This is a genomic window from Stappia sp. TSB10P1A, from assembly GCF_900185725.1.
Lineage (GTDB): Bacteria > Pseudomonadota > Alphaproteobacteria > Rhizobiales > Stappiaceae > Stappia.
In genome coordinates, this window is record NZ_FYAU01000015.1 from 1 (window position 1) to 24,779 (window position 24,779).

Genomic DNA, 24,779 nt, shown 5'->3' on the forward strand with positions numbered 1-24,779 from the left:
CGCGCTACATCGACGGTTTCTACAATCCCTCAAGACGCCACTCGGCGCTTGGATACATCAGCCCCGTCCAGTTCGAAAAAATGGGCGGATAACAAAACCCCTCTCCACTTTTGCGAAGCAAGTCCAAGCCACGGCGGTTGTGGCTTGGTTCCGGTGTCCTCACGACCGCTCTGGGAACGAATGGGCCCCGGCGCGCGCTGCGCTTGGCCGGGGTGACGTCCGAGGGGAGGCGAGGTCGCGCGTCATTCCCAGGCCGTCATCCCGGCCGCAGGCGAAGCCGGAGAGCCGGGAACCATTGGCACCCTTAGCGGGCATGTGGCGGGCGGCGTTCACCCCCCTCTCACTTGTCATACCTGCGAAGGCAGGTATCCAGCATCCGCCGGCGTGGGGGTCTTCGCTCCAGCCTCTCTCCTCGTCATTCCGGACGAGGCCGAAGGCCGAAGATCCGGAACCGGCGAGCCATGGCGGCTGTGGCTTGGTTCCGGTGTCCTCGCCCCCGCTCTGGGAACGAATGGGCCCCGGCGCGCGCTGCGCTTGGCCGGGGTGACGGCAGAGGGGGAGGAAAGCGCGCACCCGTCCCAAGCACCCGCCCAGAGCGGCGGAGCAGCGCAAGGCCGTGCCCCCTCTCAGGTGTCGTCCCGGACGAGGCCGAAGGCCGAAGAGCCGGGACCCATTGGCGCCCTTAGCGGGCATGTGGCGGAAGGCGTTCACCTCCTCTCACTTGTCATACCTGCGAAGGCAGGTATCCAGATTCCGTCGGCGTGGGGGTCTTCGCACCAGCCTCTCTCGTCGTCATTCCGGACGAGGCCGAAGGCCGAAGATCCGGAACCGGCGAGCCACGGCGTTTGCGGTGTCTTTCGTACGCGCCCTGTAGGCCCTCGGCTCCCCGATCCCGGCTCGGCGCTACGCGCCGTCCGGGAAGACGAAGGAGGGGCCTGCGCGCGAATGGCGCTTCGTGCGGGAGGACGCCGTAGGGCCTGCGCGCGGGGTGGCGCGCAAAACGGGCATGCGCTCCCCGCCGATACGCTCCCCGCCGAGGTGTCCTCGCCACCGCTCTGGCAGCCAATGGGCACCGGGTCGCGCTTCGCTTGCCCGGTGTGACGGCCAAGGGGGAGGAAAGCGCGCAGCCATCCCAAGCGCTCGCCCAGAGCAGCGGAGCAGCGCAAGGCCGTTCCTCCCCCTCGGATGTCGTCCCGGCCGCAGGCGAAGCCGGAGAGCCGGGACCCATTGGCGCCCTTAGCGGGCATGTGGCGGAAGGCGCTCACCCCATTTTCGGCTGTCATACCTGCGAAGGCAGGTATCCAGTATCCGCCGGCGTGCGGATCTTCGCGCCAGCCTCTCTCGTCGTCATTCCGGACGAGGCCGAAGGCCGAAGATCCGGAACCGGCGAGCCACGGCGCTTGCGGCTTGGTTCCGGTGTCCTCGCCACCGCTCTGGCAGCCAATGGGCACCGGGTCGCGCTTCGCTTGCCCGGTGTGACGGCAGAGGGGGAGGAAAGCGCGCAGCCATCCCAAGCGCCGCGCGGAGCAGCGGAGGAGCGCGAGGCCGTGCCCCCTCTCGGAGGTCATCCCGGCCGCAGGCGAAGCCGGAGAGCCGGGACCCATTGGCGCCCTTAGCAGGCATGAGGCGGAAGGCGCTCACCCCATTTTCGGCTGTCATACCTGCGAAGGCAGGTATCCAGGTTCCGCCGGGGCGATTGAGTCTTTGCGCCAACCTTTGCCTGCGCCTTGCCCGGTGTGACGGCCGGTGGGTGGTGCGACCCACCCAAAATCCCGTTTGACTCTCGCCCACCCGCGAAATATGAAACTGATGTCATTTTTAGTTATGAGGTCGCCGCGATGCCGCGTGCCGCGCCCCGGCAGGGGGAGGATCAGGTGCTGTTCTATCCGCAGGCTCTCGCCGCGCGCGCCGCCGGGCGGCCCAAGGGCGAGCGCACCCGCGCCCAGATCCAGGCGGCGGCCTGTGCCGTGCTCGACCGGCAGGGGCCGCAGGAGTTCACCGTCTCCGCCGTCTGCGAAGAGGCGGGCATCTCCAACGGCACCTTCTACATCTACTTCGCCGACCGCACCGTGCTGCTCGACGAGCTGCTGGTCGGCTTCGTCGGTTTCCTGCAGGCGGCGATGCGGGTCGCCGGCTCCGCCCACCCGGAAGATCCGGTGCGCGCGGCGACCAGCGCCTATGTCGCGCTGTTTCGCGGCAATCGCGGGCTGATGCGCTGCCTCGTCCACCATCTCGACACGCTGCCGCAGGCGCGCGAGGCCTTTCACCGGCTGAACCGCGACTGGCTGGAAAGCGTGGTGGCGGCGGTCGAGCGCCGCCTCACCCGCCTCGGGCGCGGCGGCGCGGTCGACCGGGAGGAGCTGCTGCGCCGCGCCTATGCGCTCGGCGGCATGGTCGACCAGTATCTCTCCGGCCTCATCCTGTCGCAGGACCCCGCGCTCGTCGCGATCTCGGGCCGCGACGAGGCGGTCGTCGACACACTCACCCTCATCTGGAAACGGGCGATGACGATATGAGCACCGTTGCGCAGGCGGACCGCGTTCCGCTTCACGAGTTGCAGCCCCATATCGATGCCGCCTGGGCGCGGCAGCGGGCGCATGTGATGGCGCATTCGCCATTCTACCGGGCGCTGTGGCAGGGGGAGGCGCCGCCCCGTTCGCTGCGCGACCTTGCCGAGCTGCCGCTGTCCGACAAGTCGCAACTGCGCCTGTCGCAGGCCGCCCATCCGCCCTTCGGCGACTATCTCGCCGCCCCGCGCACCCTGGTCAACCGGCTGCACCGCACCTCCGGCACCACCGGGCAGGCGATGAACCTTGCCCTGTCGGCGCGCGATGCCCGCATCACCCAGGAGGTCGGCGGCCGCTGCCAGCGCGCCGCCGGCCTCGGCCCGCAGGACACGGTGGTCCACTGCCTCAATTACCAGATGTGGATGGGCGGGCTGACCGACCATCTGACGCTGGAGGAGGCGGGGGCGACGGTGGTGCCCTTCGGCGTCGGCTCGACCGAGCTGCTGGTGCGGACGATCCTGGAGGTCGGAGTGACGGCGATCTCCTGCACCCCGTCCTATCCGGCGGTGCTGGAACGGGTGATCGCGCAGAAGTTTCCCGGCCTGCTGCCGCGCGATCTCGGCCTCAGGCTCGGCCTGTTCGGCGGCGAGCCCGGCGTCGACGATCCCGCCTTCCGCGCCCGCATGACCGAGACCTGGGGCCTGCAGCCGCGCAATTCCAACTATGGCGTTTCCGACGTCTTCTGCAATTTCGCCTCCGAATGCGAGCACGACACGCATCTGCATTTCATGGCGGCCGACGTGCTGCATGCCGAACTGATCGACCCGGACAGCGGCGCGCCGAAGGCCCTGGAGGCCGGCGAGAGCGGCGAACTGGTGCTCACCCACCTGGTGCGCGACTGCCAGCCTTTGGTGCGCTTTCGCACCGGCGACATCATCCGCGTCGCCGCCACCACGCCCTGTACCTGCGGCCGCACCGGCTTCCGCTTCTCCGTCGTCGGCCGCTCCGACGACATGGTGGTGGTGCGCGGGCTCAACATGTTCCCGACCATGGTCGCGGCGGTGCTCAACTCCTTCGCCGAACTGTCGGGCGAATACCGCATCCGTCTCGCGTCGCCGCCCCCCTACGACACGCTGCCGGTGGAGGCGGAACTGGCGAAGGGCGTGTCGGAGACAGGGGAGCTTGCCACCCGGGTGGCGGGCGAGATCAAGGCCCGGCTCGGGGCGAGTGCCAGCGTCACGCTGCTGCCCGCCGGCAGCCTGCCGCGCACCGAAGGCAAGACCCGGCGGGTCATCAGGGAGGGGCAATGACCGAATTTGCTTACGAGACCGTGCTGAGCACGCTTGGCGCGGGCGGGGTGCGCACCATCGCCCTCAACCGGCCGGCGAGCCTCAACGCCATGAACCGGCAGCTCGTCGACGATGTCGCGCGCGCCTTCGACGATGCCAATCGCGATCCCGCTACCCGGGCGATCCTCTTCACCGGCACCGGCAAGGCGTTCTGCGCCGGCGACGACCGGCGCGAACATGTCCACCCGGAAACGGAGGAGGCCGCGCGCGATCTCGTTCTCGCCATCCAGCGGGCGACCCATGCCATTACCTTCGGTCCGAAGCCCGTGGTCGGCGCGATCCACGGCTGGGCCGTGGGCGGCGGCTTCGAATGGGCGATCAATTGCGACTTCCCGCTCTGGGGCGAAGGGGCGAAGGCCTTCTTCCCGGAAGTCTCGCTCAACGTCTTCGTCACCGGCGCGGTGACGGCGCTGCTGCCGGCGCTGGTCGGGCTGATGAAGGCGCGCGAGATGCTGTTTCTGGGTGAGCGCTACACGGCGACTGAGCTCGGCGCGATGGGCCTTGCCCACAAGGTGGTGGCGGATGACGCGCTGCTGGCGGAAGCCGAGGCGCTGGCCCGGCGGCTTGCCGAGCTGCCGCCGCTCGCCGTGCGGTCGATGAAGCGGGTGCTCAATGCGGTCGCCGCCGGCGATCTTCACCGGGCGCTCGATCTGGAAACCGAGGCGACGGTCGCCGGCTTCCTCGATCCGGAGACCACCCGCCGGATCACCGCCTTTTGAAGCGGGACCCGGCGGGTTATACGAAAAGGCGTGTTCCGTCAGAGGCTTCTGATCGCGCCGCCGTCGACGCGCACGCGGCTGCCGGTGACATAGGACGCGCGCTCGGAGGCGAGGAACGCCACCATGTCGGCGAATTCCTGCGGCCGGCCGTAGCGTCCCGCCGGGATCGAGGCGGCGGAAGCCCTGGCGATCTCCTCCACGCTCTTGCCGGTGCGCTTGGCGGCGGCTGCGTCCAGTTCGTCGACGCGGGCGGTGTGGATGCGTCCCGGCACCACCATGTTGACGGTGACGCCGTCGCCCGCGACCTCGCTCGCCAGCGTCTTCGACCAGGCCAGCACCGCGGCGCGGATGCCGTTCGACATGGCAAGGTTGGGGATCGGCTGCTCGACGCCGGACGAGCCGATGGTGATCACCCGGCCGAAGCCGCGCGCGCGCATCGGCGGCACCAGCTTCGAGGTGATGTGAAAGAGGCTTGCCGCCATCGCCGAGAAATTGGCGGTCCAGGCGGCATGGTCGGCGGCGAGCGCCGTTCCGGGCGGCGGGCCGCCGGCATTGTTGATCAGGATGTCGACCCCGCCATCGGCCAGGATCGTCTCCAGCGCGCCGTCGATCGAGGCGATGTCGGCAAGGTCGATCCGCAGCGGGGTCACGTCGCAATCGGGCGTTGCTGCGGCCCATTCGGCGATTGCCGGTTCGTTGCGGGCGGCGGCGATGACGCGGACGCCCTCGCGCGCCAGCGTTTCGGCGATCGCCCGGCCGAGGCCGCGGCTGGCTCCAAGGACGAGGGCGCGCTTGCCCGTCAGGCCGAGATCCATCAGTTGAGCTCCTTCAGGCGTTTGTCGAGACGGGCCATCAGCCGGTCGACCTCGGCCCGCGACAGCGGATCGAGGGCGGCGCCCGGCTTGCGCAGGGCGGGGGTGGCGAGCACACCGCGCCGGTAAAGGACGTATTTGCGGATGGCAAGGCCGAGGCCCGGCTGCTGCTCGAAGCGGGCGAGCGGCAGATAGGCGTCGAACAGGTCGCGGGCCCGCTCCATGTCGCCCCTGGCGTGGTTCGCGACGACGCCGGTCATCATCTCCGGATAGGCGAAGCCGGTCATCGCGCCGTCGGCCCCGCGCTCCATCTCCTCGGGCAGGAACACGCCGCCATTGCCGCACAGGATCGACACCCGGCGGGCGGTCGCCCCCTCCTTGCGCAGCGCCGTGATCTTGGCAAGGCCCGGCCAGTCCTCGTGCTTCAGGCAGACGCAACTGGGGATATCCTTGATGATGCGGGCGATCACCGGCACGGACATCTGCACGCCGGTGGTCAGCGGGAAGTCCTGCAGCACGAAGGGGACATCTCCGATCATCTCGGCCGCCTGCTCGTAATAGCCGGCGATCTGGTCGTCGGTGCGCAAGGTCCCCGGCGGGGCGATCATCACACCGGCGGCGCCGTCGTCCATCACCCGGCCCGTCAGCGCCTGCATCTGGGCGAAGCCCGGCGACGACACGCCGACGACGACCGGCACGCGCCCGTCGACACGCTTCAGCACCCGGTTGACGACGGTGGCGGACTCGTCCGTCGTCAGCTTCGGCGCCTCGCCCATCACCCCTAAGAGGGTCAGCCCGGTGGCGCCCGCCTCCAGATAGAAGTCGACCATCCGGTCGCAGCCGTCGAGGTCGAGCGCGCCGGTCTCGGTGAAGGGGGTGACGGCGATCAGGTAGACGCCGCGGGCACTTTCGTCCAGTCGGGCCATGATGTCCTTCCGCAGGAGGTGGATTGAGACGGGAGTCTCGAAAATCAGCGATTTCGAGACGGAATTTTGCAAAATTCCGCGCAAAATTTCTCAAAATTCGCGAGGAGCGTGGAGAGGCGTGCGGGCCGGCGGGGATAGTTGCGCCCATCCCGCCTCGGGGACGTGGATGGTAGGCCGCGCGCGGCAGGAGTCAATCGCCGGCAAGCCTCTGCTGCCAAACAAAAAGGCGCGGCGGAGGGTCCGCCGCGCCTCTCGTGTCGCCTGCGCCGGCGGGCGGGGAGATCCCCTTCCGCCGGCGGGCACAGCATGCGTTTAGCGCAGGTCGAAGCGGTCCGCGTTCATCACCTTGGTCCAGGCGGCGACGAAGTCGCGGGCGAACTTCTCCTTGGCGTCGTTCTGGCCGTAGACCTCCGACAGCGCCCGCAATTGCGAGTTCGAGCCGAACACCAGATCCACGCGGGTGCCGGTCCACTTCGCCTTGCCGGTGGCCCGGTCGGAGCCCTCGAACACGTCCTGCTTATCCGACACCGGCTTCCACTTTGTCCCCATGTCGAGCAGGTTGACGAAGAAGTCGTTGGTGAGGGTGCCCGGACGCTCGGTGAAGACGCCATGCGTCGACCCGCCATGGTTGGCGCCGAGCACGCGCAGGCCGCCGATCAGCACGGTCATTTCCGGCGCGGTCAGGGTCAGCAGTTCGGCCCGGTCGATCAAGAGCGCTTCCGGCGACAGCACCGGATTGGCCGAGACATAGTTGCGGAAGCCGTCGGCGCTGGGCTCCAGCACGTCGAAGGACTCCGCATCCGTCTGCTCCGCGCTCGCGTCGGTGCGACCCGGCGCGAAGGGCACGGTCACGTCGAGACCGGCGTCCTTGGCGGCCTTCTCGACGGCGGCACCGCCGGCCAGCACGATCAGGTCGGCGAGCGAGACCTTCTTGCCGCCGGACTGGCCCGCGTTGAAGGTCGAGCGGATTTCCTCCAGCTTCGCCAGCACCTTGGCGAGCTGCGCCGGCTGGTTGACCTCCCAGTCCTTCTGCGGGGCGAGGCGGATACGTGCACCGTTGGCGCCGCCGCGCTTGTCCGATCCGCGGAAGCTCGAGGCCGACGCCCAGGCGGTCGAGACCAGTTCGGAGACGGTCAGGCCGGAGGCGAGGACCTTGGCCTTGAGCTCGGCGACGTCTGCGTCGTTCACCAGCGGATGGTCGACGGCCGGGACCGGATCCTGCCAGATCAGATCTTCGGACGGGACCTCCGGGCCGAGGTAGCGCGACTTCGGGCCCATGTCGCGGTGGGTCAGCTTGAACCAGGCGCGGGCGAAGGTATCGGCGAACTCGGCCGGGTTTGCCAGGAAGCGGCGGGAGATCGGCTCGTAGATCGGGTCGAAGCGCAGGGCGAGGTCCGCCGTCGTCATCATCGGGCGATGCCTCTTCGACGGGTCGTGGGCGTCGACGATCATGTCCTCGTCGTCGACGTCCTTGGCCAGCCACATCTTGGCGCCGGCCGGGCTCTTGACCAGTTCCCACTCGTATTTGAACAGGACCTTCAGATAGCCCATGTCCCAGGTCGTCGGATTCGGCTTCCAGGCGCCCTCGATGCCGCTGGAAATCGTGTCGCCGGCCAGGCCCGAGGCGAAGCGGCTGGTCCAGCCGAGGCCCATGTCCTCAAGGCCCGCGCCCTCCGGCTCGGCGCCCAGCAGCGCGGCGTCGCCCGCGCCGTGGCACTTGCCGAACGTGTGGCCGCCGGCCACCAGGGCGACGGTTTCCTCGTCGTTCATCGCCATGCGGGCGAAGGTCTCGCGGATGTCGCGGCCGGAGGCGACCGGGTCCGGATTGCCGTCCGGGCCTTCCGGGTTGACGTAGATCAGGCCCATCTGCACCGCCGCCAGCGGGTTTTCCAGCTCGCGCTCGCCGGAATAGCGGCTGTTTGCCTTGTCGCTGGTGGCCAGCCACTCGGTCTCGGCGCCCCAGTAGACATGCTCCTCGGGCTCCCAGGTGTCGGCGCGGCCGCCGGCAAAGCCGAAGGTCTTGAAGCCCATGCTCTCCAGCGCGACATTGCCGGCCAGGATCATCAGGTCGGCCCAGGACAGCTTGTCGCCGTATTTCTGCTTGACCGGCCACAGCAGGCGGCGGGCCTTGTCCAGGTTGACGTTGTCCGGCCAACTGTTCAGCGGGGCGAAACGCTGCTGGCCGTTGCCGCCGCCGCCGCGACCGTCGAAGGTGCGGTAGGTGCCGGCGCTGTGCCAGGCCATGCGGATGAACAGCGGGCCGTAATGGCCCCAGTCCGCCGGCCACCAGGCCTGGCTGTCGGTCATCAGCGCCGTCAGGTCGGCCTTGACGGCGGCCAGATCGAGCTTCTTGAACTCTTCCGCATAGTTGAAGTCCTTGCCCATCGGGTTGGACAGGGAAGAGTTCTGGTGCAGGACGCGGATGTTGAGCTGGTTGGGCCACCAGTTCTGCCGGGCCCGGCTGGTGTTGTGAACGACCGGGCATTTGCCGGCGGTGTCGAAATCGGGTCTGTCCATGTCTCTCACTCGTCAGGTTGTAAATGACTGCCTGAGAAGGAGAAAATCATGGCGCACGGGGCGGAGACCCGCCCTGTGACCCGCATGGCGACCTCGTGTCGCTGCCATGCACTCTCCCTCTCGAGACTGTCCCGAAGCATTGACTGCCGGGAGGGGCGACGATCCTTCCGGCCTCCGAAGCACGCCGCGGCGTGCGTGGGGAAACCGTTGCGCCAGCGGGGCGCCGAGGTCGTCGCTTCTCATCCTCGCAGGCTCACTATGCCTCAGTCGGATGATTAATTTAAGTTGTATTTTTTGATTGCCGCGATAGTTTTTAATTATGAGAAACCTCACCCTCAAGCAGCTTCGCTACTTCCGGGCGCTGGCCGAGTACGGCCATTTCGGCCGGGCGGCGGAAGCCTGCTCGATCTCGCAGCCGGCGCTCTCCGTGCAGATCCGCGATCTGGAGGAGACGCTCGGCACGGAGCTGTTCGAGCGTACCGCCCGGCAGGTTCGCCTGACGGCGTTCGGCGAGGAATTCGCGCGGCGGGCCAATGACATCCTGCAGGCGGTCGACGAGCTCGGCGACCTTGCGCGCGCCTCGCGCGACCGGCTGGCCGGGCGCCTGCGCATCGGCATCATTCCGACGATCGCGCCCTATCTGCTGCCGGCGGTGATCGCCCGGTTGACCCGCGCCAACGAGGGGCTCGACATCCATGTGCGCGAGACGGTGACCTCGCGCCTGGTGCAGGAACTCGCCGAGGGGCGGCTCGACACGGCCATCGTCGCGCTGCCGGTCTCCGAACCGGCGCTCAGCGAAGTGGCTCTGTTTTCTGAGAGTTTCGTGCTGGTCCGGCCGACGGAGGACGAGGGCAAGCCGGTGCCCAACCGCGAAGCCTTGCGCGAGATGCGCCTGCTGCTGCTGGAGGAGGGGCACTGTTTCCGCGAGCAGGCGCTGTCCTTCTGCAACATGGGGCCGGCGCAGCCGCGCGAGCTGATGGATGGCAGTTCGCTGTCGACGCTGGTGCAGATGGTCAGCGCCGGCATCGGTGTGACCTTGATCCCGGAAATGGCGCTGCCGGTGGAAACTCGCTCGGCCGCCGTCTCCGTCTCGCGTTTCGACGAGCCGCAGCCCTCGCGCACCATCGGCATGATCTGGCGCAAGGCGAGCCCGCTCGCCCGGCAACTGGAGCAGATCGCCGATGCGGTGCGCCAGACCGCGCAGGAGATGCGGGCCCGATCCGACGCGAGCGCCGGACCGGGCGGTGCCGTCAGCCCGCAACCCGGCTGACGCCTGGGCGCGCGCTCATGTCGAAGAGCAGGGCGCGGCCGTCCGTCTGCCAGAGGAGATCGCCGATCTCCTCCTCGCCGACCTGCAATCCGTCGCCGGCGACGAGACGCTCGCCCTCGACCGTGGCGATGCCTTCGACCAGATGGACGAAGAGCCGCCGCCCATCGGCGAGGGGAAGCGCGGTGGCGTCTCCCGCCAGCGGCGCGGCGATCGAGACGCGCGTGTCGGACAGGAGCCGCAACGGCGCCTCGCCGTCCTTGCCGCTGGCCAGCAGCGTCCAGTCCCGCACCGTCTCCGGTGCCGGCAGCTTCACCTGTTGATAGGTCGGCGCGCCGCCGGTGGTGTCCGGGATCAGCCAGATCTGCAGGACATGGGCGGGTTCGCTGCCGGAGGCGTTCATCTCCGCATGGCGGATGCCGCGTCCCGCCGACATCAGTTGGAGTTCGCCTGCGGCAATCTCCGCCTCGTTGCCCAGCGTGTCGGTGTGGCGCAGCCGGCCCGACAGGACCATGGTGAGAATGTCCATGTCGGAATGGCCGTGTTCGGAAAAGCCGGCGCCGGGGACGACGCGGTCCTCGTTGAGCACCCGCAGGGCGGCGTAGCCCATGCGGGCGGGATCGCGGAAACCGCCGAAGGAGAAGGTATGCCAGGCGTCGAGCCAGCCGCTCTGGGTGCGGCCGCGGCTCATGTTCTCATGGATCAGCACCATCGCTCCGTCTCCTTGTCATGCGTCGTCATGCGTCCGGCGGCTCGTTCAGAAAGCCGACCAGCGCGTCGATTTCGGTCTGTCGCAACTCGTGCCCGCCCTCATGGGCGGCGAGCGTCACCTCGGCTCCCTGCGCCGTGAACCAGTCGATCAGCGCGCTGGTCGCGGCCGGCGGGCAGATCGGGTCCCGCTTGCCGGCGGAAATCAGCACCTTTCGCCCGGCAAGACCCGGCTGGGGCGCCGGCTCGAACGGGATCAGCGGATGCAGAAGCGCGATCCGGTCGAACAGGTCCGGCCGCAGGAAGGCGACCGAGGCCAGGATGTTGGCGCCGTTGGAATAGCCGAAGCCGTAGACCGGGCGGCCCGGATGCGCCTTGCGGTGGGCCTCGACGAAGCCGGCCATCGCCTGCGTGCGCCGGGCGAGGTCGTCCATGTCGTAGACGCCTTCGCCGGTGCGGCGGAAGAAGCGCAGCGCGCCGTGCTCCGAGACATCGCCGCGCGGGGCGACAAGGCCGGCGCCGGGCAGGGCCTCCTCGACGAAGCGGGCGAACTGGTGCTCGTCGCCGCCGGTGCCGTGGAAGGCGAAGACCAGCGGCGCGCCGGGCGCCGGCTGCGTGGTCAGGGCGTGATAGGTGTCCGTGATCATGACGGTGAGTCCCTTGTGGCCGGAGGGAAGGAGCCGAGTTAGTCCCGGATCGGGGTCAGGATGTCCTCGATCTGCGCGCGGAACTGCTCGTAGCGGGTCGGCAGTTTCAGGGCCTCGCCGAGATGGGCGGTATCCTCGTCCCGGTCGAAGCCGGGCTCGTTGGTCGCCACCTCGAACAGGATGCCGCCGGGGCTGCGGAAGTAGATCGCCCAGAAATAGTCCCGGTCGATCACCGGCGTGACCTGATAGCCCGTGTCCATCAACGCCTTGCGCACCTCCAACTGGGCCGCCCGGTTCTCCACCGCGAAGGCGATATGGTGCACCGAACCGGCCCCCTGGCGGGCGTGAGCGGCCGAGGAAACCTCTTCGATATCAATGACATCGGCGCCGTTTCCACCCTCGACCGCGAAGCGGGTCCAGGTGCCGCTGCGCTCCACCTCGCGGTAGTTCATGAAGCGGAGCAGCTCGGCTGTCCCCCCGCTATCCCGCAGGCGGAACGCCGCGCCGCGGAAGCCCTGGATCGCCTCGGCCGAACTGACACCGCCGGCGCTCCAGCCGAGGCGCTCGTCGCCCGTCGTCTCGACCAGCGAGAAGCCGTCGCCGTCCGGTCCCTGGAAGCGCAGGCGCTTTTCGCCGAAGGGGTTATCCTCCTCAAGACCGCCGACGCCGAGCCCCGCAAGGCGCTCTTTCCAGTAGGGCAGGGAGCCCTCGGGCACCGCGAAATAGGTGTTTCCGACCTCGCCGGCGCCGGGGCGGCCCTGCACGATATCCGGGAAGGGGAAGTAGGTCATGACCGAGCCGGGCGTGCCGGTCTCGTCGCCATAATAGAGGTGGTAGACCTCCGGGGCGTCGAAGTTGACCGTCTTCTTGACCCGCCGCAGGCCGAGGGTGCGGGTGAAGAAGTCGTTGTTTTCCTGAGCGTTTCCCGCCATCGACGTGACGTGATGGAGGCCCTTGATCTGCGTCAGCATGGCGCTGCTCCCTTTCCCGAACCGTGGCTGCGGCCTTCGCCGCTGCTGCAAAGATGGGGCGGGCGGGATGCTTTGAGAATGGAAGCAATTCCTCGGATATCATTTCAATTCATGCAATAATCGCCGCATGATCGATCTCGACCATATTCGCGTGTTCCTGGCGGTCGCCGAGCAGCGGAGCTTCGTCGCCGCCGCCCGGCAGCTCTCGATGACGGCACCGACGGTGACGCGCGCGGTGAGCGCGCTGGAAGAAGAACTCGGGGTGCAACTGCTGTTGCGCACCACCCGGCAGGTGTCGCTGACCTCGGCCGGCGCGGTCTATGCCGCCCGCATCGCGCCGCTGCTGGAGGCGTTCCGCCGCACGACCGAGGACCTGCAGGAGCAGCAGGGCGATGTGGCCGGCACGATCCGTATCAACGCCCCGATGTCGCTCGGACAGCAGGTGCTGCCGGATGTCGTCGCCGGGTTCCGCAGCCAGTATCCCCGGGTGTCGCTGTCGATCGGGCTCACCGACCGCTTCATCGACATCGTCGCCGGCGATGTCGACCTGGCGATCCGGATTTCCGAGGCACCGCGCGACAAGTCGACGATCTGGCGCAAGATCTGCCGCGTGCGCCGGGTGATGGTTGCCTCGCCCGCCTATCTGGCGCTGCGCGGCGCGCCGCAGACGCCGGAGGACCTTTCGGCCCATGCCTGCCTTGCCTATGACGAGCGCTCGCAGGCCGAGACCTGGGACTTGCGCCGCGACGGGCGCACGCGCCGGGTGCGGGCCGGTACAACGATTGCCGGCAACAATGGCGACCTGCTGGCGCGGCTTGCGGAAAACGGCGAGGGCATCGCCCTGCTGCCGCTGTTCATCGTCGAGGAGGGGCTGGCGCAGGGCCGGCTCGCCCAGGTGCTGCCCGACTGTGAGGCGCCGGAGATCTGGCTGACGCTCTATTATCCCCCGTACGAGCGCCTGCCGATGCGGGTCGCGCGGTTCTCCGATTTCTTCGAGGCCTATGTGACGCAGACCCGCCCGCTCTAGGTCGTGAACCATCATTCTGGCGAGAAACGGTCTGCGCGTGCCTGTCCGAATGGAATGAGATAAAAGGCGTTATTTTTCAAGGCCTTGCGACGCCGTTGCTGGCACAATTATGAGCCTGCGACCTGGCGATCAGGCGTAAGGGTCCGAGGCGAGGGCGGCGCAGGCGGCGCGGTATTCGGCGCGAAGGCGCGCGCACAGCTCGGCGGCGGGCGGCAGGTCGGTGATGGTTCCCGTGCCCTGGCCGGCGGACCAGATGTTCTTCCAGACCTTCGCCTCGCTGCCCATGTCGAGCGTGCCCGCGTGCTGCAGGTTGTCCGGGTCGAGGCCGGCGCGCTCGATGCTCGGGCGCAGGAAGTTGGCGTTCACGCCGCTGATTGCCGGTGTGTAGAGAATGTCGGCGGCGGTCGCATCCAGGATCATCTGCTTGTAATCGTTAACGATCATCGCTTCCTCTGTGGCGAGGAAGCGGGTGCCGAGATAGGCGAGGTCCGCGCCCATGGCGCGGGCGGCGGCGATCTGCGCGCCGGTGTTGATGGCGCCGGCGAGGATGATGGCGCCGTCGTAGAAGGCGCGGATTTCCGAGACCAGCGCGAAGGGGCTCATGGAGCCGGCATGGCCGCCGGCGCCGGCGCAGACCGCGATGATGCCGTCGACGCCGGCCTCGGCCGCCTTGCGGGCGTGGCGCGGGTTGATGACGTCATGGAAGACGAGGCCACCATAGGACTGGACGGCGGAGACGACATCCGGATTGGCGCCGAGCGAGGTGATGACCAGCGGCACCTTGCGCGCGACGGTCATCGCCAGATCCGCCTCCAGCCGCGTGTTGCTGCGGTGGACGATCAGGTTGACGCCGTAGGGCGCGGCATCGGCATGGCCGGAGAGGCGATCCTCGATTTCGCTCAGCCACTCGCCATAGCCCTCCGTCGTGCGCTGGTTGAGCGCCGGGAAGGTGCCGATCACGCCGGCGCGGCAGGTGGCGACGACAAGGTCCGGGCCGGAGGCGAGGAACATCGGCGAGGCGATCGCCGGAACCTTGAGGCGGCCGTCGAATGCTTTCGGCATGGTCATGCGGGAACCCTCCGGTCTGCCGGGCGTGCCGGTTACTCGCCGCGGAACTGCGGCTGGCGCTTTTCGAGGAAGGCCGAGACGCCCTCGCGGAAGTCGCGGGTCCCGGTCATGCGGATGAAGGAGGCGCGCTCGGCCTCCAGATGGGCGGCGAAGGGACGGTCCAGCGCGCCATCGACGAGCGCACGAACCGCGCCCTGTGCTTGCGTCGGGCCGCTGGCGATCCGCTTTGCAAGGGCGAGGGCCTCGGCGTTGAGTTCTTCCGCCGGCACCACGGTGTTGACGATGCCCGCCGCGCGGGCTTCCTCCGCGCTCAAGGTCTCGCCGAGCAGCAGCAGTTCCATCGCCTTCGCCCGGCCGACCTTGCGCGGCAGCGCCCAGGTGCCGCCGCAATCGGGCGAGGTGCCGATGCGGTCATAGGCGACGACGAAGCGCGCGCCGGCCTCCGCGATCACCAAGTCAGCGCCGAGCACCAGGCTGAAACCGGCACCGGCGGCGACGCCCTGCACCTTGGCGATCACCGGGGCGGGGGACTCGCGCAGGGCGGTGAGGGCGGGGTGCAGCGCGTCGAGGAGGTCGTGGACGACCTCGGCGGCGCGGTCCGGCTCGGTGCCGAAGGCCGCGACATCGCCGCCGGCCATAAAGGCGCGGTCGCTGCCGGAAAGAACGATGCAGCGCACGCCCTTGGTCGCGGTGACCTTGCGCACGGCCTGCAGGAAAGCGCGGGCGGTCGGTACGTCGAGCGCGTTCAGCACCTTCGGCCGGTTGATCGTGAGGGTGGCGATGCCGGTTGCGGCATCGATCTCGGTGAGCACCAGATCCTCGCTCATGCGACGGCCTCCTTGGGTGCGTGGAACCGGCCGCCGTCGCGGGCCATGGCGGCAAGGCCGACCGGGATCTCCAGCTTGTCGGCGCGGCAGGCGGCGACGAACCTGGCCGCCCCTTGGGTGTCGATCAGGCTCAGCGGCCCGCCGGTCCACACGGGGAACCCCGCCGCGTCGATGGCATGGACGTCGGCCTCAGCGGCCGAGGCGACATCGCCGCGCTCAAACGTAGCAGCAGCGGCAAGCGCCATGGCGCGCAAGAGCCGCAGGCCGGCGGGGCGCAGGGCCGTGCGCGCGCGCTCGTCGTCGGTGTCCGCAAGGGGCGCGTCTGCCGGCAAGGCGGGCAGGGCGGAGAGGCCGACACCCTCGGCGGCGTTTCGGATGAAGGCGGGACTCATGCCCTCAGCCTGCATGCGCAGCGCCTCGGCGTCGAGCGCGTTTCGGCAGGCGTTGGCGAGCGGCCCGTCCTTGTCCGCCCGCGCCCGGCCCTCGCGGGCCAGCACCTGGCGGGCGAAGAACTGGGTGCGGATCATCGCCTGCGCGACATCGCCATGGACGAGATGGCCGAAATACTGGCGCTCAACCTTCAGCGCCTTGTCGATGGGCAGCCGCAGTCCCTCGTAGACGCAGGAGAGGATCGCCTCCAGCGCCGGATAGTTGCGGTGGCCGCGCGCGCGCACCTTGGCATTGGCGAAAAGGAAGACGTTCGACGCTGCCTCGGAGGTCACGGCGGGACCCGGCGGGGCGAAGCCCTTGGCGTCCCACGGGGCGGCGGCAGGGACGCGGCCTTCGGTGAGTGCGCGCCGTGCCGCGGCAACCAGGTCGTCCGGCTCGGCCAACTCGTCGAGAATGCCGAGCGACAGCGCCTCCTCGGCGGAGAGGCGCTCGCCTTCCAGCAGCAGGGGCAGGGCGGCCTCGATGCCGATGACGCGGGGCAGGCGCTGCGTGCCGCCGGCGCCCGGCAGGATGCCGAGCGTGACCTCGGGCAGGCCGAAGACCGCCTTGGGATTGCGCGCGGCGATCCGGTAATGGCAGGCGAGCATCAGTTCCAGCCCGCCGCCGAGCGCGGTGCCGCTGGCCGCTGCGACGACCGGCTTGCCGCAGGTTTCCAGCGCGCGGAAGGCGTCGGTCATGGCGCGGATGCGCTCCGACGCGGTGGCCGGAGAGGTGCCCGGACCGGTCATGCCGTTCATGATCGCAAGATCGGCACCGGCGATGAAGCCGTCCTTGCCGGACGCGACGATGATGCCGGTGACCGCCGGATCGGCGGCGAGCCGGGCGAGCTCCTCGCGCAGGGCTTCCGTGAAGGCCCAGTCGATCACGTTCATCGAGCGGCCGGGCATGTCGATGGTCAGGAGGGCGATGCCGCCATCGTCGATCTCGTGTGTCAGCATGGGGCGCCTCCTCAGATCCGCTCGATGATGGTGGCGACGCCCATGCCGGCGCCGACGCACAGGGTGACGAGGGCGGTCTGTCGGTCCGTGCGCTCGAGTTCGTCCAGCGCGGTGCCGAGGATCATCGCGCCGGTGGCTCCCAGCGGATGGCCCATGGCGATGGCGCCGCCATTGGCGTTGACGATCTCCGGGTCGAGATCGAGCGCCTCGATGAAGCGCAGGGCGACGGCCGCGAAGGCCTCGTTGATCTCGAAAAGATCGATGTCGGAAACGGTCATGCCGGCCCGCTTCAGCGCCTTTTCCGCCGCGAAGGAGGGGGCGGTGAGCATGATGGTCGGCTCCGAGCCGATTTCGGCGAAGGCGCGGATGCGGGCGCGCGGAACGAGGCCGGCGCGGCTGCCCGCCTCGCGGGTGCCGAGCAGCACGGCGGAGGCGCCGTCGACGATGCCGGACGAGTTGCCGGCATGGTGGACGTGGCGGATTTCCGCGAAGTCCGGATAGCGCTCCAGCGCCACCGCGTCGAAGCCGGCCTTCTCGCCGAGGGCTGCAAAGGAGGGCTTCAGCCGGGCCAGGTCCTCGACCGTGGAATTGCCGCGGATGGTTTCGTCGCGGGCGAGCAGCACCTCGCCGACCCGGTCATGGACGGGAACGACGCTGCGGGTGAAGCGGTCCTCCGACCAGGCCCGCGCGGCGCGGCGGTGGCTCTCGACCGCGAAGGCGTCGAGCTGCGCGCGCGAATAGCCCCATTTGGTGGCGATGAGATCGGCGGAAATGCCTTGCGGCACGAAGGTCGTTGCGGCCGCCACCTGCGGATCGGCGCCCCAGGCGCCGCCGTCGGAGAGGATCGGGATGCGCGACATGGATTCGACCCCGCCGGCGACCATCATGTCGGCTTGGCCGGCCATCACCTTGGCGGCGGCCATGTTGCAGGCCTCTAGCCCCGAGGCGCAGAAGCGGTTGATCTGCACGCCTGCGGTCTCTTCCGCATAGCCGGCGGCGATGGCGGCAACGCGCGGCAGGCACTGGCCCTGTTCGCCGACGGGCATGACGATGCCCATCACCACATCGTCGACAAGGGCGGTGTCGAGCGCGTTGCGCTCGCGCACCGCCTCCAGCACCGTGGTGGCAAGGCGGATCGGCGTCACCTCGTGCAGGGCGCCATCGGGCTTGCCCCTGCCGCGCGGCGTGCGCAGGTGGTCGTAGATCAGGGCGTCGGGCATGTCGGGGTGTCGGGCTCCGTTGGATCCGGGCGGGTGATGCGTCAGCCGCTCGGATAGAGGCTGGCGATTTCTCCGGCGTATTTGGTCTGGATGCTGGAGCGGCGCACCTTCATGGTCGCCGTGACCTCGTCGTCGTCGTGGTCCAGTTCCTTGGTCAGCAGGTGGAAGCGGCGGATGTGGGAGACCTGCGCCAACTGGCTGTTGGCGGTGCGGATCTCCGCATCGACCAGTTCGCGCACCGCCGGGTTTTCGGCCAGACTGCGGAAGTTGGTGTAGGACAGGCCCTGTTCCTCCGCCCATTTGGCGACGGTCTCGAAATCGATCTGGATGAGCGCCGCGACATATTTGCGGGCCTCGCCGATGACGATGCATTCCTTGATGTAGGGGCTGCCCTTGACCGTGTTCTCGATTTCCGAGGGGCTGAGATTCTTGCCGCCGGCGGTGATCATGATGTCCTTCAGGCGGTCGACGATGCGGAACTCGCCGTTCTCCACCTCGACCACGTCGCCGGTATGCAGCCAGCCGTCCTTCAGGGTTGCCTGCGTGGCGGCGGGGTTCTTGTAGTAGCCGGCGAAGACGGTGTCGCCCTTCAGCAGCAGTTCGCCGTGCTCGCCGACGCGCGCCTCGACGCCCTTGACCGAGGGGCCGACCGAACCCGGCACCAGCCGGCCGAGCGTCTGGCCAAGCGCGATGCCGCTCGATTCCGTCATGCCGTAGACCTCGACGAGGGGCACGCCGATGGTGCGGAAGAAGCGGACGATGCGCGGCGAGATCGGCGCGGCGCCGGTCATGGCGACATGGGTGCGGCGCAGGCCGATGTAATTCTGCAGCGCGCGGAAGACGAGGAGGTAGCAGATCGCGAAGAGGATCCGCTCGCTGAGGCTGCGCTCTGCGCGGGATTTTTCGGCGAAGGGCTCGCAGGCGCGGTAAGCCCATTCGTAGAGCGCGCGGCGATAGCCGCCGGCCTCCAGCATGCGGATATGGATCGAGGAATGCAGTTTCTCCCAGATCCGCGGCACGCCGAGGAAGGAGGAGGGGGCGACCTCGCGCAGGTCCTCCTGGACGGTGCGCAGGGACTCGCCGAAGCAGATCCGCGAGCCGAGATAGATCGGCGCCATCACCGTCACCATCTGCTCGGCGACATGGCACAGCGGCAGATAGGACAGGTGTACGGACTGCGCGTCGAGGCCGATGCGGTCGGCGACCGCGATCGCCTGGGCGCGCAGGTTGCGATAGGAGAGCATCGCGCCCTTGGGCTTTCCGGTCGAGCCCGAGGTGTAGATCATCAGGGCGATGTCATCGAGCGAACGGGCGGTTGGTCCGTCTCCGGTGGCGGCCGGGCCGGCGGCGCGCCGCGTCCGCCCGATCTCCTCCATAGCGTCGAAGGAGATGACGAAGTCTCCCGAATAGCCGCGCAGACCCTTGGTCTCCACGACAACGACGCGCCGCAGCTTCGGCAACTGCTCGCGCACCTCGATCACCTTGTCGAGCTGCTCCTGGTCCTCGCAGACGATGATCTCGCTGTCGGAATGTTCCAGCACATAGCCGACCTCGTTGGCCGGGCTGGTCGGATAGACGCCGATGGTGACGCCGCCGACAAGGCCGGTGCCGAGCTGGGCGAGCACCCATTCGACGCGGTTTTCCGACAGCACCGCCACATGGCCGCCTTCGCCGAGGCCGAGGGCCACAAGGCCTTCGCCGACATCGCAGGCGCGCTCGTGATACTGGCGCCAGGAAAGGGGGTTCCAGATGCCGAAGTCCTTCTGCAGGACCGCCACCCGGTCGGGCGTTGCCTCGGCATGGGCGCGCAGCATCTGCGGCAGGGTGAGTTCGGGGAAGTCGGCCATGATCTCTTGCCTCAGGACAGCCAGCGCTTGCGGCGCTTGTAGTGCTTGATGTCGCGATAGCTCCTGGTGCCCTCGCCGCCGCTGGCGCCGAGGTAGAATTCGCGCACGTCCTCGTCCTTCACCAGCCGCTCGGTCGGCCCGTCGAGCACGATCTTGCCGGTCTCCATGATGTAGCCGTAATGGGCGACGGCGAAGGCGACGGCCGCGTTCTGCTCGACCAGGAGCATGGAGACGCCGAGATCGCGGTTGATCGAGGCGATGATGGTGAAGATCTCCTCGACCAGCACCGGCGAGAGGCCGAGCGAGGGCTCGTCCAAGAGGATCAGCGAGGGCTGGGCGATGAGCGCGCGCCCGATCGCCAGCATCTGCTGCTCTCCGCCGGACAGGTAGCCGGCACGGCCGTTGCGCCGCTCGAACAGGCGCGGGAAATACTGGTAGACGAGGTCGAAGGGCGTCGGCTTGAGCCCGCGCCCGGACAGGGCGAAGGTCGCCGCCGTCAGGTTCTCCTCGACCGTCAGGTCCTCGAAGATGCGGCGCCCCTCCATCACGTGGAAGAGGCCGCGCCGCACCAGGGCGTGGGGCGTCAGGCGGGAGATGTCGTTGCCGTCGAAGCGGATGGTTCCCGCCGTGACGGCGCCGTTCTCCAGCGTCAGGAGGTTCGACACTGCCTTCAGCGTCGTCGACTTGCCCGCGCCGTTGGAGCCGAGCAGGGTGACGATCTTGCCGCGCCCGACGCTCAGGGACAGGCCGCGGAGCACCTGTACCGTCTTGTTGTAGACGACCTCGATGTTGTTGATGTCGAGGAGGATGTCCGCGGCCATCTCGCTTACTCCTGCACGCTGATCCAGTCGGACGCCGGCAGCATCTGCTGGGCGCTGGCGTCGTAGCGATAGATGCGGCCGACCGGGATCGAGTTGCCGGGGATCGAGATCGGCACGCCGATGATGCCGCCGGTGTCGAAGTTCTCGATCGAGTTGAGGGCCGCCTTCAGGTTGGGGGCGTTGAGTTCCTGGCCCGCCTCCAGCGTGCGCTTGGCCGCCTCGGTGAACAGCATGGCGGTGAGGAAGCCCTGCATGTAGGGCGTCGACTGGTACTCGGGGCGCATCTCGCGGATGCGGTCGAGCATCGGCGCGTTGTCTGCCTCGTCATAGTAGTAGCGATAGGGCATGACGCCCATGAAGCCGTCGGCGGCCTCGCCGACCTTGCTCCAGATGCTGGCATCCATCGACCAGAAGGTGCCCATGAACTTGGTCTCGAGGCCAAGCTGCTTGGCCTGGGTCATGAACTCGGGCAGCGGCGCCAGCACGTAGCCGTGGAAGATGGTGTAGTCCGGCCGGGCGCGGCGCAGCTTCAGCACCTCGGTGGAGACGTCGACGGCGGTCGGCGGGGTGATGATCTCCTCGACCACTTCGAGGCCGAGTTCGCTGGCGCGCGCCTTGGTGGCGGCGATCGGATCGCGGCCGAACTCGGTGTCGGAATTGACCAGCACGATGCGGGCGCCCGGCTTCTCCTTGGCGATGTATTCCAGCAGGATGCCGGTCATCTCCGAATAGTCGGGGCCGGCCATGAACTGATACTGGAAGGCCTTGGGATCGTTCAGCTCGGTGGCGAAGGAGGCGCCGGCCATGATGGTCGTGCCCATCCGGTCGAGCTCGCCGTTGATGGTCTTGGCGAAGCCGGTGGAGTCGCCATAGTAGAGGTGGATCGTGTTCTGGCTCGTCAGCTTGTTGAAGGCGGCGACGGAGGCGTCGACCTTGTAGCCGGTATCCTCGTAGGCGAGGCGCAGCTTGCGCCCCTGGAGGCCGCCGGCCTCGTTGACGATCTTGATATAGTCCTGCATGCCGGCCTCGATGCCGACGCCGGCGAAGGCGAAGACGCCGGTGAGCGGGATCGAACCACCGATGACGATGTCGTCCGCGGCCGCAGCCGGCAGCGCGGTGGCGATGGCTGCCGATGCCGACAGGGCAAGCAGCGTTCTCCTGGTAAAGCTAAGCATTGTTTCCTCCGGTTTTATCGCGTGACTTTTGGTCATTCACTTCTTGAAGGGCCAGAGATGGAAGTAACGCCGGGTTCTCTGGACGATTTCGGCAAGTCCCTTCGGCTCGAAGATGAGAAAGCCGACGATCAGGAGGCCGAAAACGATGGTGCGGACGGGCGAGAGCATCGCCGCCGCGTTGGGAAGGACGGGGGTGAGCCAGTCGATGCCGAAGCGCAGCAGCTCCGGCACGAGGGTCATGAAGACGGCGCCGAGAATGGCGCCGAGGATCGTGCCCATGCCGCCGACGATGATCGCGGCGAGGAAGAAGATCGAATAGACGAAGGGGAAGCTCTCCGGCGTCACCACGCGGAAGAAATAGGCCCACATGCCGCCGGCGACGCCGGCATAGAAGGACGAGATGGCAAAGCTCGTCAGCTTGTAGCGCAGCAGCGAGATGCCCAGCACCTCGGCCGAGATGTCGCGGTCGCGGATGGCGATGAAGGCCCGTCCGACGCGGGTGCGGAAGAGGTTCGCCGCGCCCAGCACCATCAGCGCGGTGATCGGCACGAAGACGAAATAGAGCTGCTTGTAGTCGGTGAGCGGCGTGCCGAGGAAGGTCGCCGGCGTCAGCGTCAGGCCGCTGTTGCCGTTGGTCACGCTCTGCCAGTTGACGAAGACGAAATGCAGGATGATGGAGGCGGCGATGGTGGCGATGGCGAGATAGAGGCCCTTGACCCTGAGGCTCGGCAGGCCGACCAGCAGGCCGACGGCGGCGGCAACGATGCCGCCGGCCACGATGTTGAGCAGGAAGGGCGTGCCGAGGCGGAGCTGCATCCAGCCCACCGTATAGGCGCCGACCGCCATGAACGCCGCCTGGCCGAGGCTGACGAGGCCGGTATAGCCGGTCAGGATGTTGAGGCCGGTGGCGCTCGCCACGTTGATGGCGACAAGGCAGGCGAGATAGAGCCAATAGTTGTCGAGCATGAACGGGGCGATGCAAAGACCGAGGGCGAAGAGCCCCATCCACAGGCGCTGCGGCCGGGTGGTCAGCAGCGCCTCGTCGGCCTGGTAGCTGTGCTTGGCGGTTCCGATCTTCATGTCAGAGACGCTCGATTTCTGTCGTGCCGAACAGTCCGTAGGGACGGATCATCAAGGCGACGAGGAGGAGGCCGAAGGTGGTGACGAGCTTGAATTCGCCGCCGAGATAGGTGCCGGCCCAGGCCTCGATGAGGCCGATCACGAGGCCACCGACGAGGGCTCCGGCGACGGAGTCGAGCCCACCGACAATGACCACGACCAGAGCGGAGAGGCCGAACACGCCCATGGCTGGCGAGATGCCGCCGATGGAGCCGAGCAGCACGCCGGCGCCGGCAGCGGTGCCGCAGCCGATCACCCAGGCGAGCGAGAAGACACCAGGCACGTTGATCCCGCAGGAATAGGCCGCGGCCTGGTCGGTCGCCGTCGCCCGCAGCGCGACACCGCCGCGCCAGTAGCGGAAGAGGACGAGGAAGACCGCGATGACCACGGCGGCAACCGCGAAGGCGATGGCGATCTTGCGCGAGACATAGGCTTCGCCGATGAAGATCGGGGTGTTGCCCATGAAGGCGGGCAGGGCGCGCGGGTCGGTACCCCAGATCAGTTCGACGAGGCCGACCAGGATCGAGCCGAGGCCGATGGTCACCATGAAGACGGCAATCGGGCTCTCGCCGAGCATCGGGCGGATCAACCCGCGCTCGACCACTGCGCCGACGAGGCCGCCGCCGGCGATGGCGAGCGGGATCGCCGCCCAGGCCGGCAGGCCGAACCCGGCGGCGAAGGCGAAGAACAGGTAGCCGCCGAGCATCAGCATTTCGCCGACGGCGAGGTTGATGACGCGGGTCGCCTTGTAGATCAGCACGAAGGCGAGGGCCGTCAGCGACAGCAGCGCCCCCGAACCGAGGCCGGCCAGCGTCACCTCGAAGAAGAACAGAAGGTCGCTCATGCCACGTCCTCGCGCCTGTCGTCCGTGGGCGCACCGGAATTGCCGGTGGTTCCCGTTTCGCCCTTGAGCCGGGCCATCAGCGCCGCCGGGTCGCCGCTGCCGAGATAGGCCTCGGTGACATGCGGGTCGGCCTGCACCTCGTGCGGCAGGCCGCGAGCGATGACCTCGCCGAAATTCAGCACGACGACATGGTCGGAGATGTCCATCACCATGCCCATGTCGTGCTCGACCATCAGGATGGTGGTGCCCCATTCCTCTTTCACGTCGAGGATGAAGCGGGCCATATCCTCGGTCTCTTCGCGGTTCATGCCCGCGACCGGCTCGTCGAGCAGGAGGATGCGGGGGCGCATGGCGAGGGCGCGGGCGAGCTCGACCCGCTTCTGCAAGCCGTAGGAGAGCGCGGCGACCGGCATGTTGCGGATGTGGTCGATCTCGAGGAAATCGATGATGCGACGCTCGACCTCGGCGCGCAGTTCCATCTCCTCGCGCTGGGCCGGCCCCCAATAGGCGAGGGCCTGCAGCAGGCCGGTCTTCATATGGGCGTGGCGGCCGAGCTTGATGTTGTCGAGCACGGTCATGCCGCGGAAGAGCGCGATGTTCTGGAACGTGCGGGCGAAGCCGAGGGCGGCGCGTTCGGGCGGATGCATCCGAGTCACGTCGCGTCCATCGAAGCGGACGCTGCCTTTCTGCGGCTTGTAGAAGCCGGAGATGCAGTTGAACATGGAGGTCTTGCCGGCGCCGTTCGGGCCGATCAGCGCGGTGATCGAGCCGGGCTCGGCCGAGAAGGACACGCCGCGCAGCGCCTTGAGGCCGCCGAAGGACAGCGACAGGTCTTCCACCTCCAGACGGGCGGCGCCGGTCGCGCCACTGTCGAGCGCGCCCGTCATCGGCATACCGTCCGGGCGCTCGTGGGGACACTCCGCCCACGTGCCAACGTGATGGGGCCGGCCGATTGCGGCCGGTCGTGCAGGACGTTCGACATGTTCCTCCCCGATGTCTTCCTTGCCGGTGCGTCGCCTG

Annotated in this window: 22 protein-coding genes; 6 read left to right on the forward strand and 16 right to left on the reverse strand. The window is 68.4% G+C overall.

The window, feature by feature from the left end; all coding sequences use genetic code 11:
* From TSB10P1A_RS23980 to TSB10P1A_RS04660, 4 genes are all read left to right on the forward strand, one after another.
* Positions 1-92: IS3 family transposase (locus tag TSB10P1A_RS23980; protein WP_371515068.1), on the forward strand; the 92-nt coding region annotated here is incomplete at its 5' end.
* A gap of 1,746 nt (positions 93-1,838) precedes the next feature.
* Positions 1,839-2,516, forward strand: a complete 678-nt coding sequence (locus tag TSB10P1A_RS04650; RefSeq protein WP_186386742.1) for a TetR/AcrR family transcriptional regulator — start codon at positions 1,839-1,841, stop codon at positions 2,514-2,516.
* Entirely contained in the window at positions 2,513-3,817 is a 1,305-nt protein-coding gene (locus tag TSB10P1A_RS04655; RefSeq protein WP_186386743.1) for a phenylacetate--CoA ligase family protein, read from the forward strand. Before TSB10P1A_RS04650 ends, TSB10P1A_RS04655 begins: the two co-directional genes overlap by 4 nt.
* Positions 3,814-4,575, forward strand: coding sequence for an enoyl-CoA hydratase/isomerase family protein (locus TSB10P1A_RS04660; RefSeq protein ID WP_186386744.1), 762 nt, complete (start codon positions 3,814-3,816; stop codon positions 4,573-4,575). Before TSB10P1A_RS04655 ends, TSB10P1A_RS04660 begins: the two co-directional genes overlap by 4 nt.
* A 38-nt stretch (positions 4,576-4,613) precedes the next feature.
* Here the strand turns inward: TSB10P1A_RS04660 and TSB10P1A_RS04665 are convergent, their stop codons facing one another.
* The 3 genes from TSB10P1A_RS04665 to katG all read right to left on the reverse strand — a co-directional run bounded on the left by TSB10P1A_RS04665 (position 4,614) and on the right by katG (position 8,830).
* A complete protein-coding gene (locus TSB10P1A_RS04665) occupies positions 4,614-5,390 on the reverse strand; it encodes an SDR family oxidoreductase (RefSeq protein ID WP_186386745.1) in 777 nt (258 codons plus the stop codon).
* Positions 5,390-6,313 carry a dihydrodipicolinate synthase family protein gene (locus tag TSB10P1A_RS04670; RefSeq protein WP_186386746.1) on the reverse strand — a complete coding sequence of 308 codons (924 nt, stop codon included), beginning with the start codon at positions 6,311-6,313 and terminating at the stop codon, positions 5,390-5,392. The genes TSB10P1A_RS04665 and TSB10P1A_RS04670 overlap by 1 nt, the downstream gene beginning before the upstream one ends.
* A gap of 312 nt (positions 6,314-6,625) precedes the next feature.
* Positions 6,626-8,830 (reverse strand): catalase/peroxidase HPI, encoded by a 2,205-nt coding sequence (katG, locus tag TSB10P1A_RS04675; RefSeq protein WP_186386747.1) that lies wholly within the window; start codon positions 8,828-8,830, stop codon positions 6,626-6,628.
* Between the two features lie 319 nt (positions 8,831-9,149).
* Here katG and TSB10P1A_RS04680 point away from each other — a divergent pair, with 319 nt between their 5' ends.
* Positions 9,150-10,100 carry a LysR substrate-binding domain-containing protein gene (locus TSB10P1A_RS04680; protein WP_186386748.1) on the forward strand — a complete coding sequence of 317 codons (951 nt, stop codon included), beginning with the start codon at positions 9,150-9,152 and terminating at the stop codon, positions 10,098-10,100.
* On the opposite strand, the gene TSB10P1A_RS04685 is transcribed toward TSB10P1A_RS04680, so the two are convergent.
* The 3 genes from TSB10P1A_RS04685 to TSB10P1A_RS04695 are packed head-to-tail and all read right to left on the reverse strand — an operon-like array spanning position 10,081 to position 12,423.
* Complete coding sequence (locus TSB10P1A_RS04685; RefSeq protein ID WP_186386749.1) at positions 10,081-10,809, reverse strand: pirin-like bicupin family protein; 729 nt, start codon at positions 10,807-10,809, stop codon at positions 10,081-10,083. The genes TSB10P1A_RS04680 and TSB10P1A_RS04685 overlap by 20 nt on opposite strands.
* 25 nt (positions 10,810-10,834) lie before the next feature.
* On the reverse strand, positions 10,835-11,452 hold the full coding sequence (locus TSB10P1A_RS04690) for an alpha/beta hydrolase (RefSeq protein WP_186386750.1): 618 nt from the start codon (positions 11,450-11,452) through the stop codon (positions 10,835-10,837).
* A gap of 38 nt (positions 11,453-11,490) precedes the next feature.
* Positions 11,491-12,423, reverse strand: coding sequence for a VOC family protein (locus TSB10P1A_RS04695; protein ID WP_186386751.1), 933 nt, complete (start codon positions 12,421-12,423; stop codon positions 11,491-11,493).
* Between the two features lie 127 nt (positions 12,424-12,550).
* On the opposite strand from TSB10P1A_RS04695, the gene TSB10P1A_RS04700 reads away from it, so the two are divergent.
* On the forward strand, positions 12,551-13,450 hold the full coding sequence (locus TSB10P1A_RS04700) for a LysR family transcriptional regulator (RefSeq protein ID WP_186386752.1): 900 nt from the start codon (positions 12,551-12,553) through the stop codon (positions 13,448-13,450).
* A 129-nt stretch (positions 13,451-13,579) separates the two neighbouring features.
* On the opposite strand, the gene TSB10P1A_RS04705 is transcribed toward TSB10P1A_RS04700, so the two are convergent.
* From TSB10P1A_RS04705 to TSB10P1A_RS04750, 10 genes are read right to left on the reverse strand one after another with little or no spacing between them, the layout of a single operon-like run.
* On the reverse strand, positions 13,580-14,518 hold the full coding sequence (locus TSB10P1A_RS04705) for a nitronate monooxygenase family protein (RefSeq protein ID WP_186386753.1): 939 nt from the start codon (positions 14,516-14,518) through the stop codon (positions 13,580-13,582).
* A 32-nt stretch (positions 14,519-14,550) separates the two neighbouring features.
* Entirely contained in the window at positions 14,551-15,345 is a 795-nt protein-coding gene (locus TSB10P1A_RS04710; protein WP_186386754.1) for an enoyl-CoA hydratase/isomerase family protein, read from the reverse strand.
* Complete coding sequence (locus TSB10P1A_RS04715) at positions 15,342-16,733, reverse strand: enoyl-CoA hydratase-related protein (protein ID WP_186386755.1); 1,392 nt, start codon at positions 16,731-16,733, stop codon at positions 15,342-15,344. Before TSB10P1A_RS04715 ends, TSB10P1A_RS04710 begins: the two co-directional genes overlap by 4 nt.
* A gap of 11 nt (positions 16,734-16,744) precedes the next feature.
* A complete protein-coding gene (locus tag TSB10P1A_RS04720) occupies positions 16,745-17,953 on the reverse strand; it encodes an acetyl-CoA C-acetyltransferase (protein ID WP_186386756.1) in 1,209 nt (402 codons plus the stop codon).
* 41 nt (positions 17,954-17,994) lie between these two features.
* The gene (locus TSB10P1A_RS04725) at positions 17,995-19,800 is read right to left on the reverse strand and encodes a long-chain fatty acid--CoA ligase (protein WP_186386757.1); all 1,806 of its coding nucleotides are present in this window, start codon (positions 19,798-19,800) and stop codon (positions 17,995-17,997) included.
* Between the two features lie 11 nt (positions 19,801-19,811).
* Entirely contained in the window at positions 19,812-20,621 is an 810-nt protein-coding gene (locus TSB10P1A_RS04730; protein ID WP_186386758.1) for an ABC transporter ATP-binding protein, read from the reverse strand.
* 5 nt (positions 20,622-20,626) lie between these two features.
* Entirely contained in the window at positions 20,627-21,796 is a 1,170-nt protein-coding gene (locus tag TSB10P1A_RS04735) for an ABC transporter substrate-binding protein (RefSeq protein ID WP_186386759.1), read from the reverse strand.
* Positions 21,797-21,832: 36 nt separating this feature from the next.
* Positions 21,833-22,876 carry a branched-chain amino acid ABC transporter permease gene (locus TSB10P1A_RS04740; RefSeq protein WP_186386760.1) on the reverse strand — a complete coding sequence of 348 codons (1,044 nt, stop codon included), beginning with the start codon at positions 22,874-22,876 and terminating at the stop codon, positions 21,833-21,835.
* 1 nt (position 22,877) lies between these two features.
* The gene (locus tag TSB10P1A_RS04745) at positions 22,878-23,759 is read right to left on the reverse strand and encodes a branched-chain amino acid ABC transporter permease (RefSeq protein WP_186386761.1); all 882 of its coding nucleotides are present in this window, start codon (positions 23,757-23,759) and stop codon (positions 22,878-22,880) included.
* Complete coding sequence (locus tag TSB10P1A_RS04750) at positions 23,756-24,646, reverse strand: ABC transporter ATP-binding protein (protein ID WP_186386762.1); 891 nt, start codon at positions 24,644-24,646, stop codon at positions 23,756-23,758. The genes TSB10P1A_RS04745 and TSB10P1A_RS04750 overlap by 4 nt, the downstream gene beginning before the upstream one ends.
* Positions 24,647-24,779 lie beyond the last annotated feature (133 nt).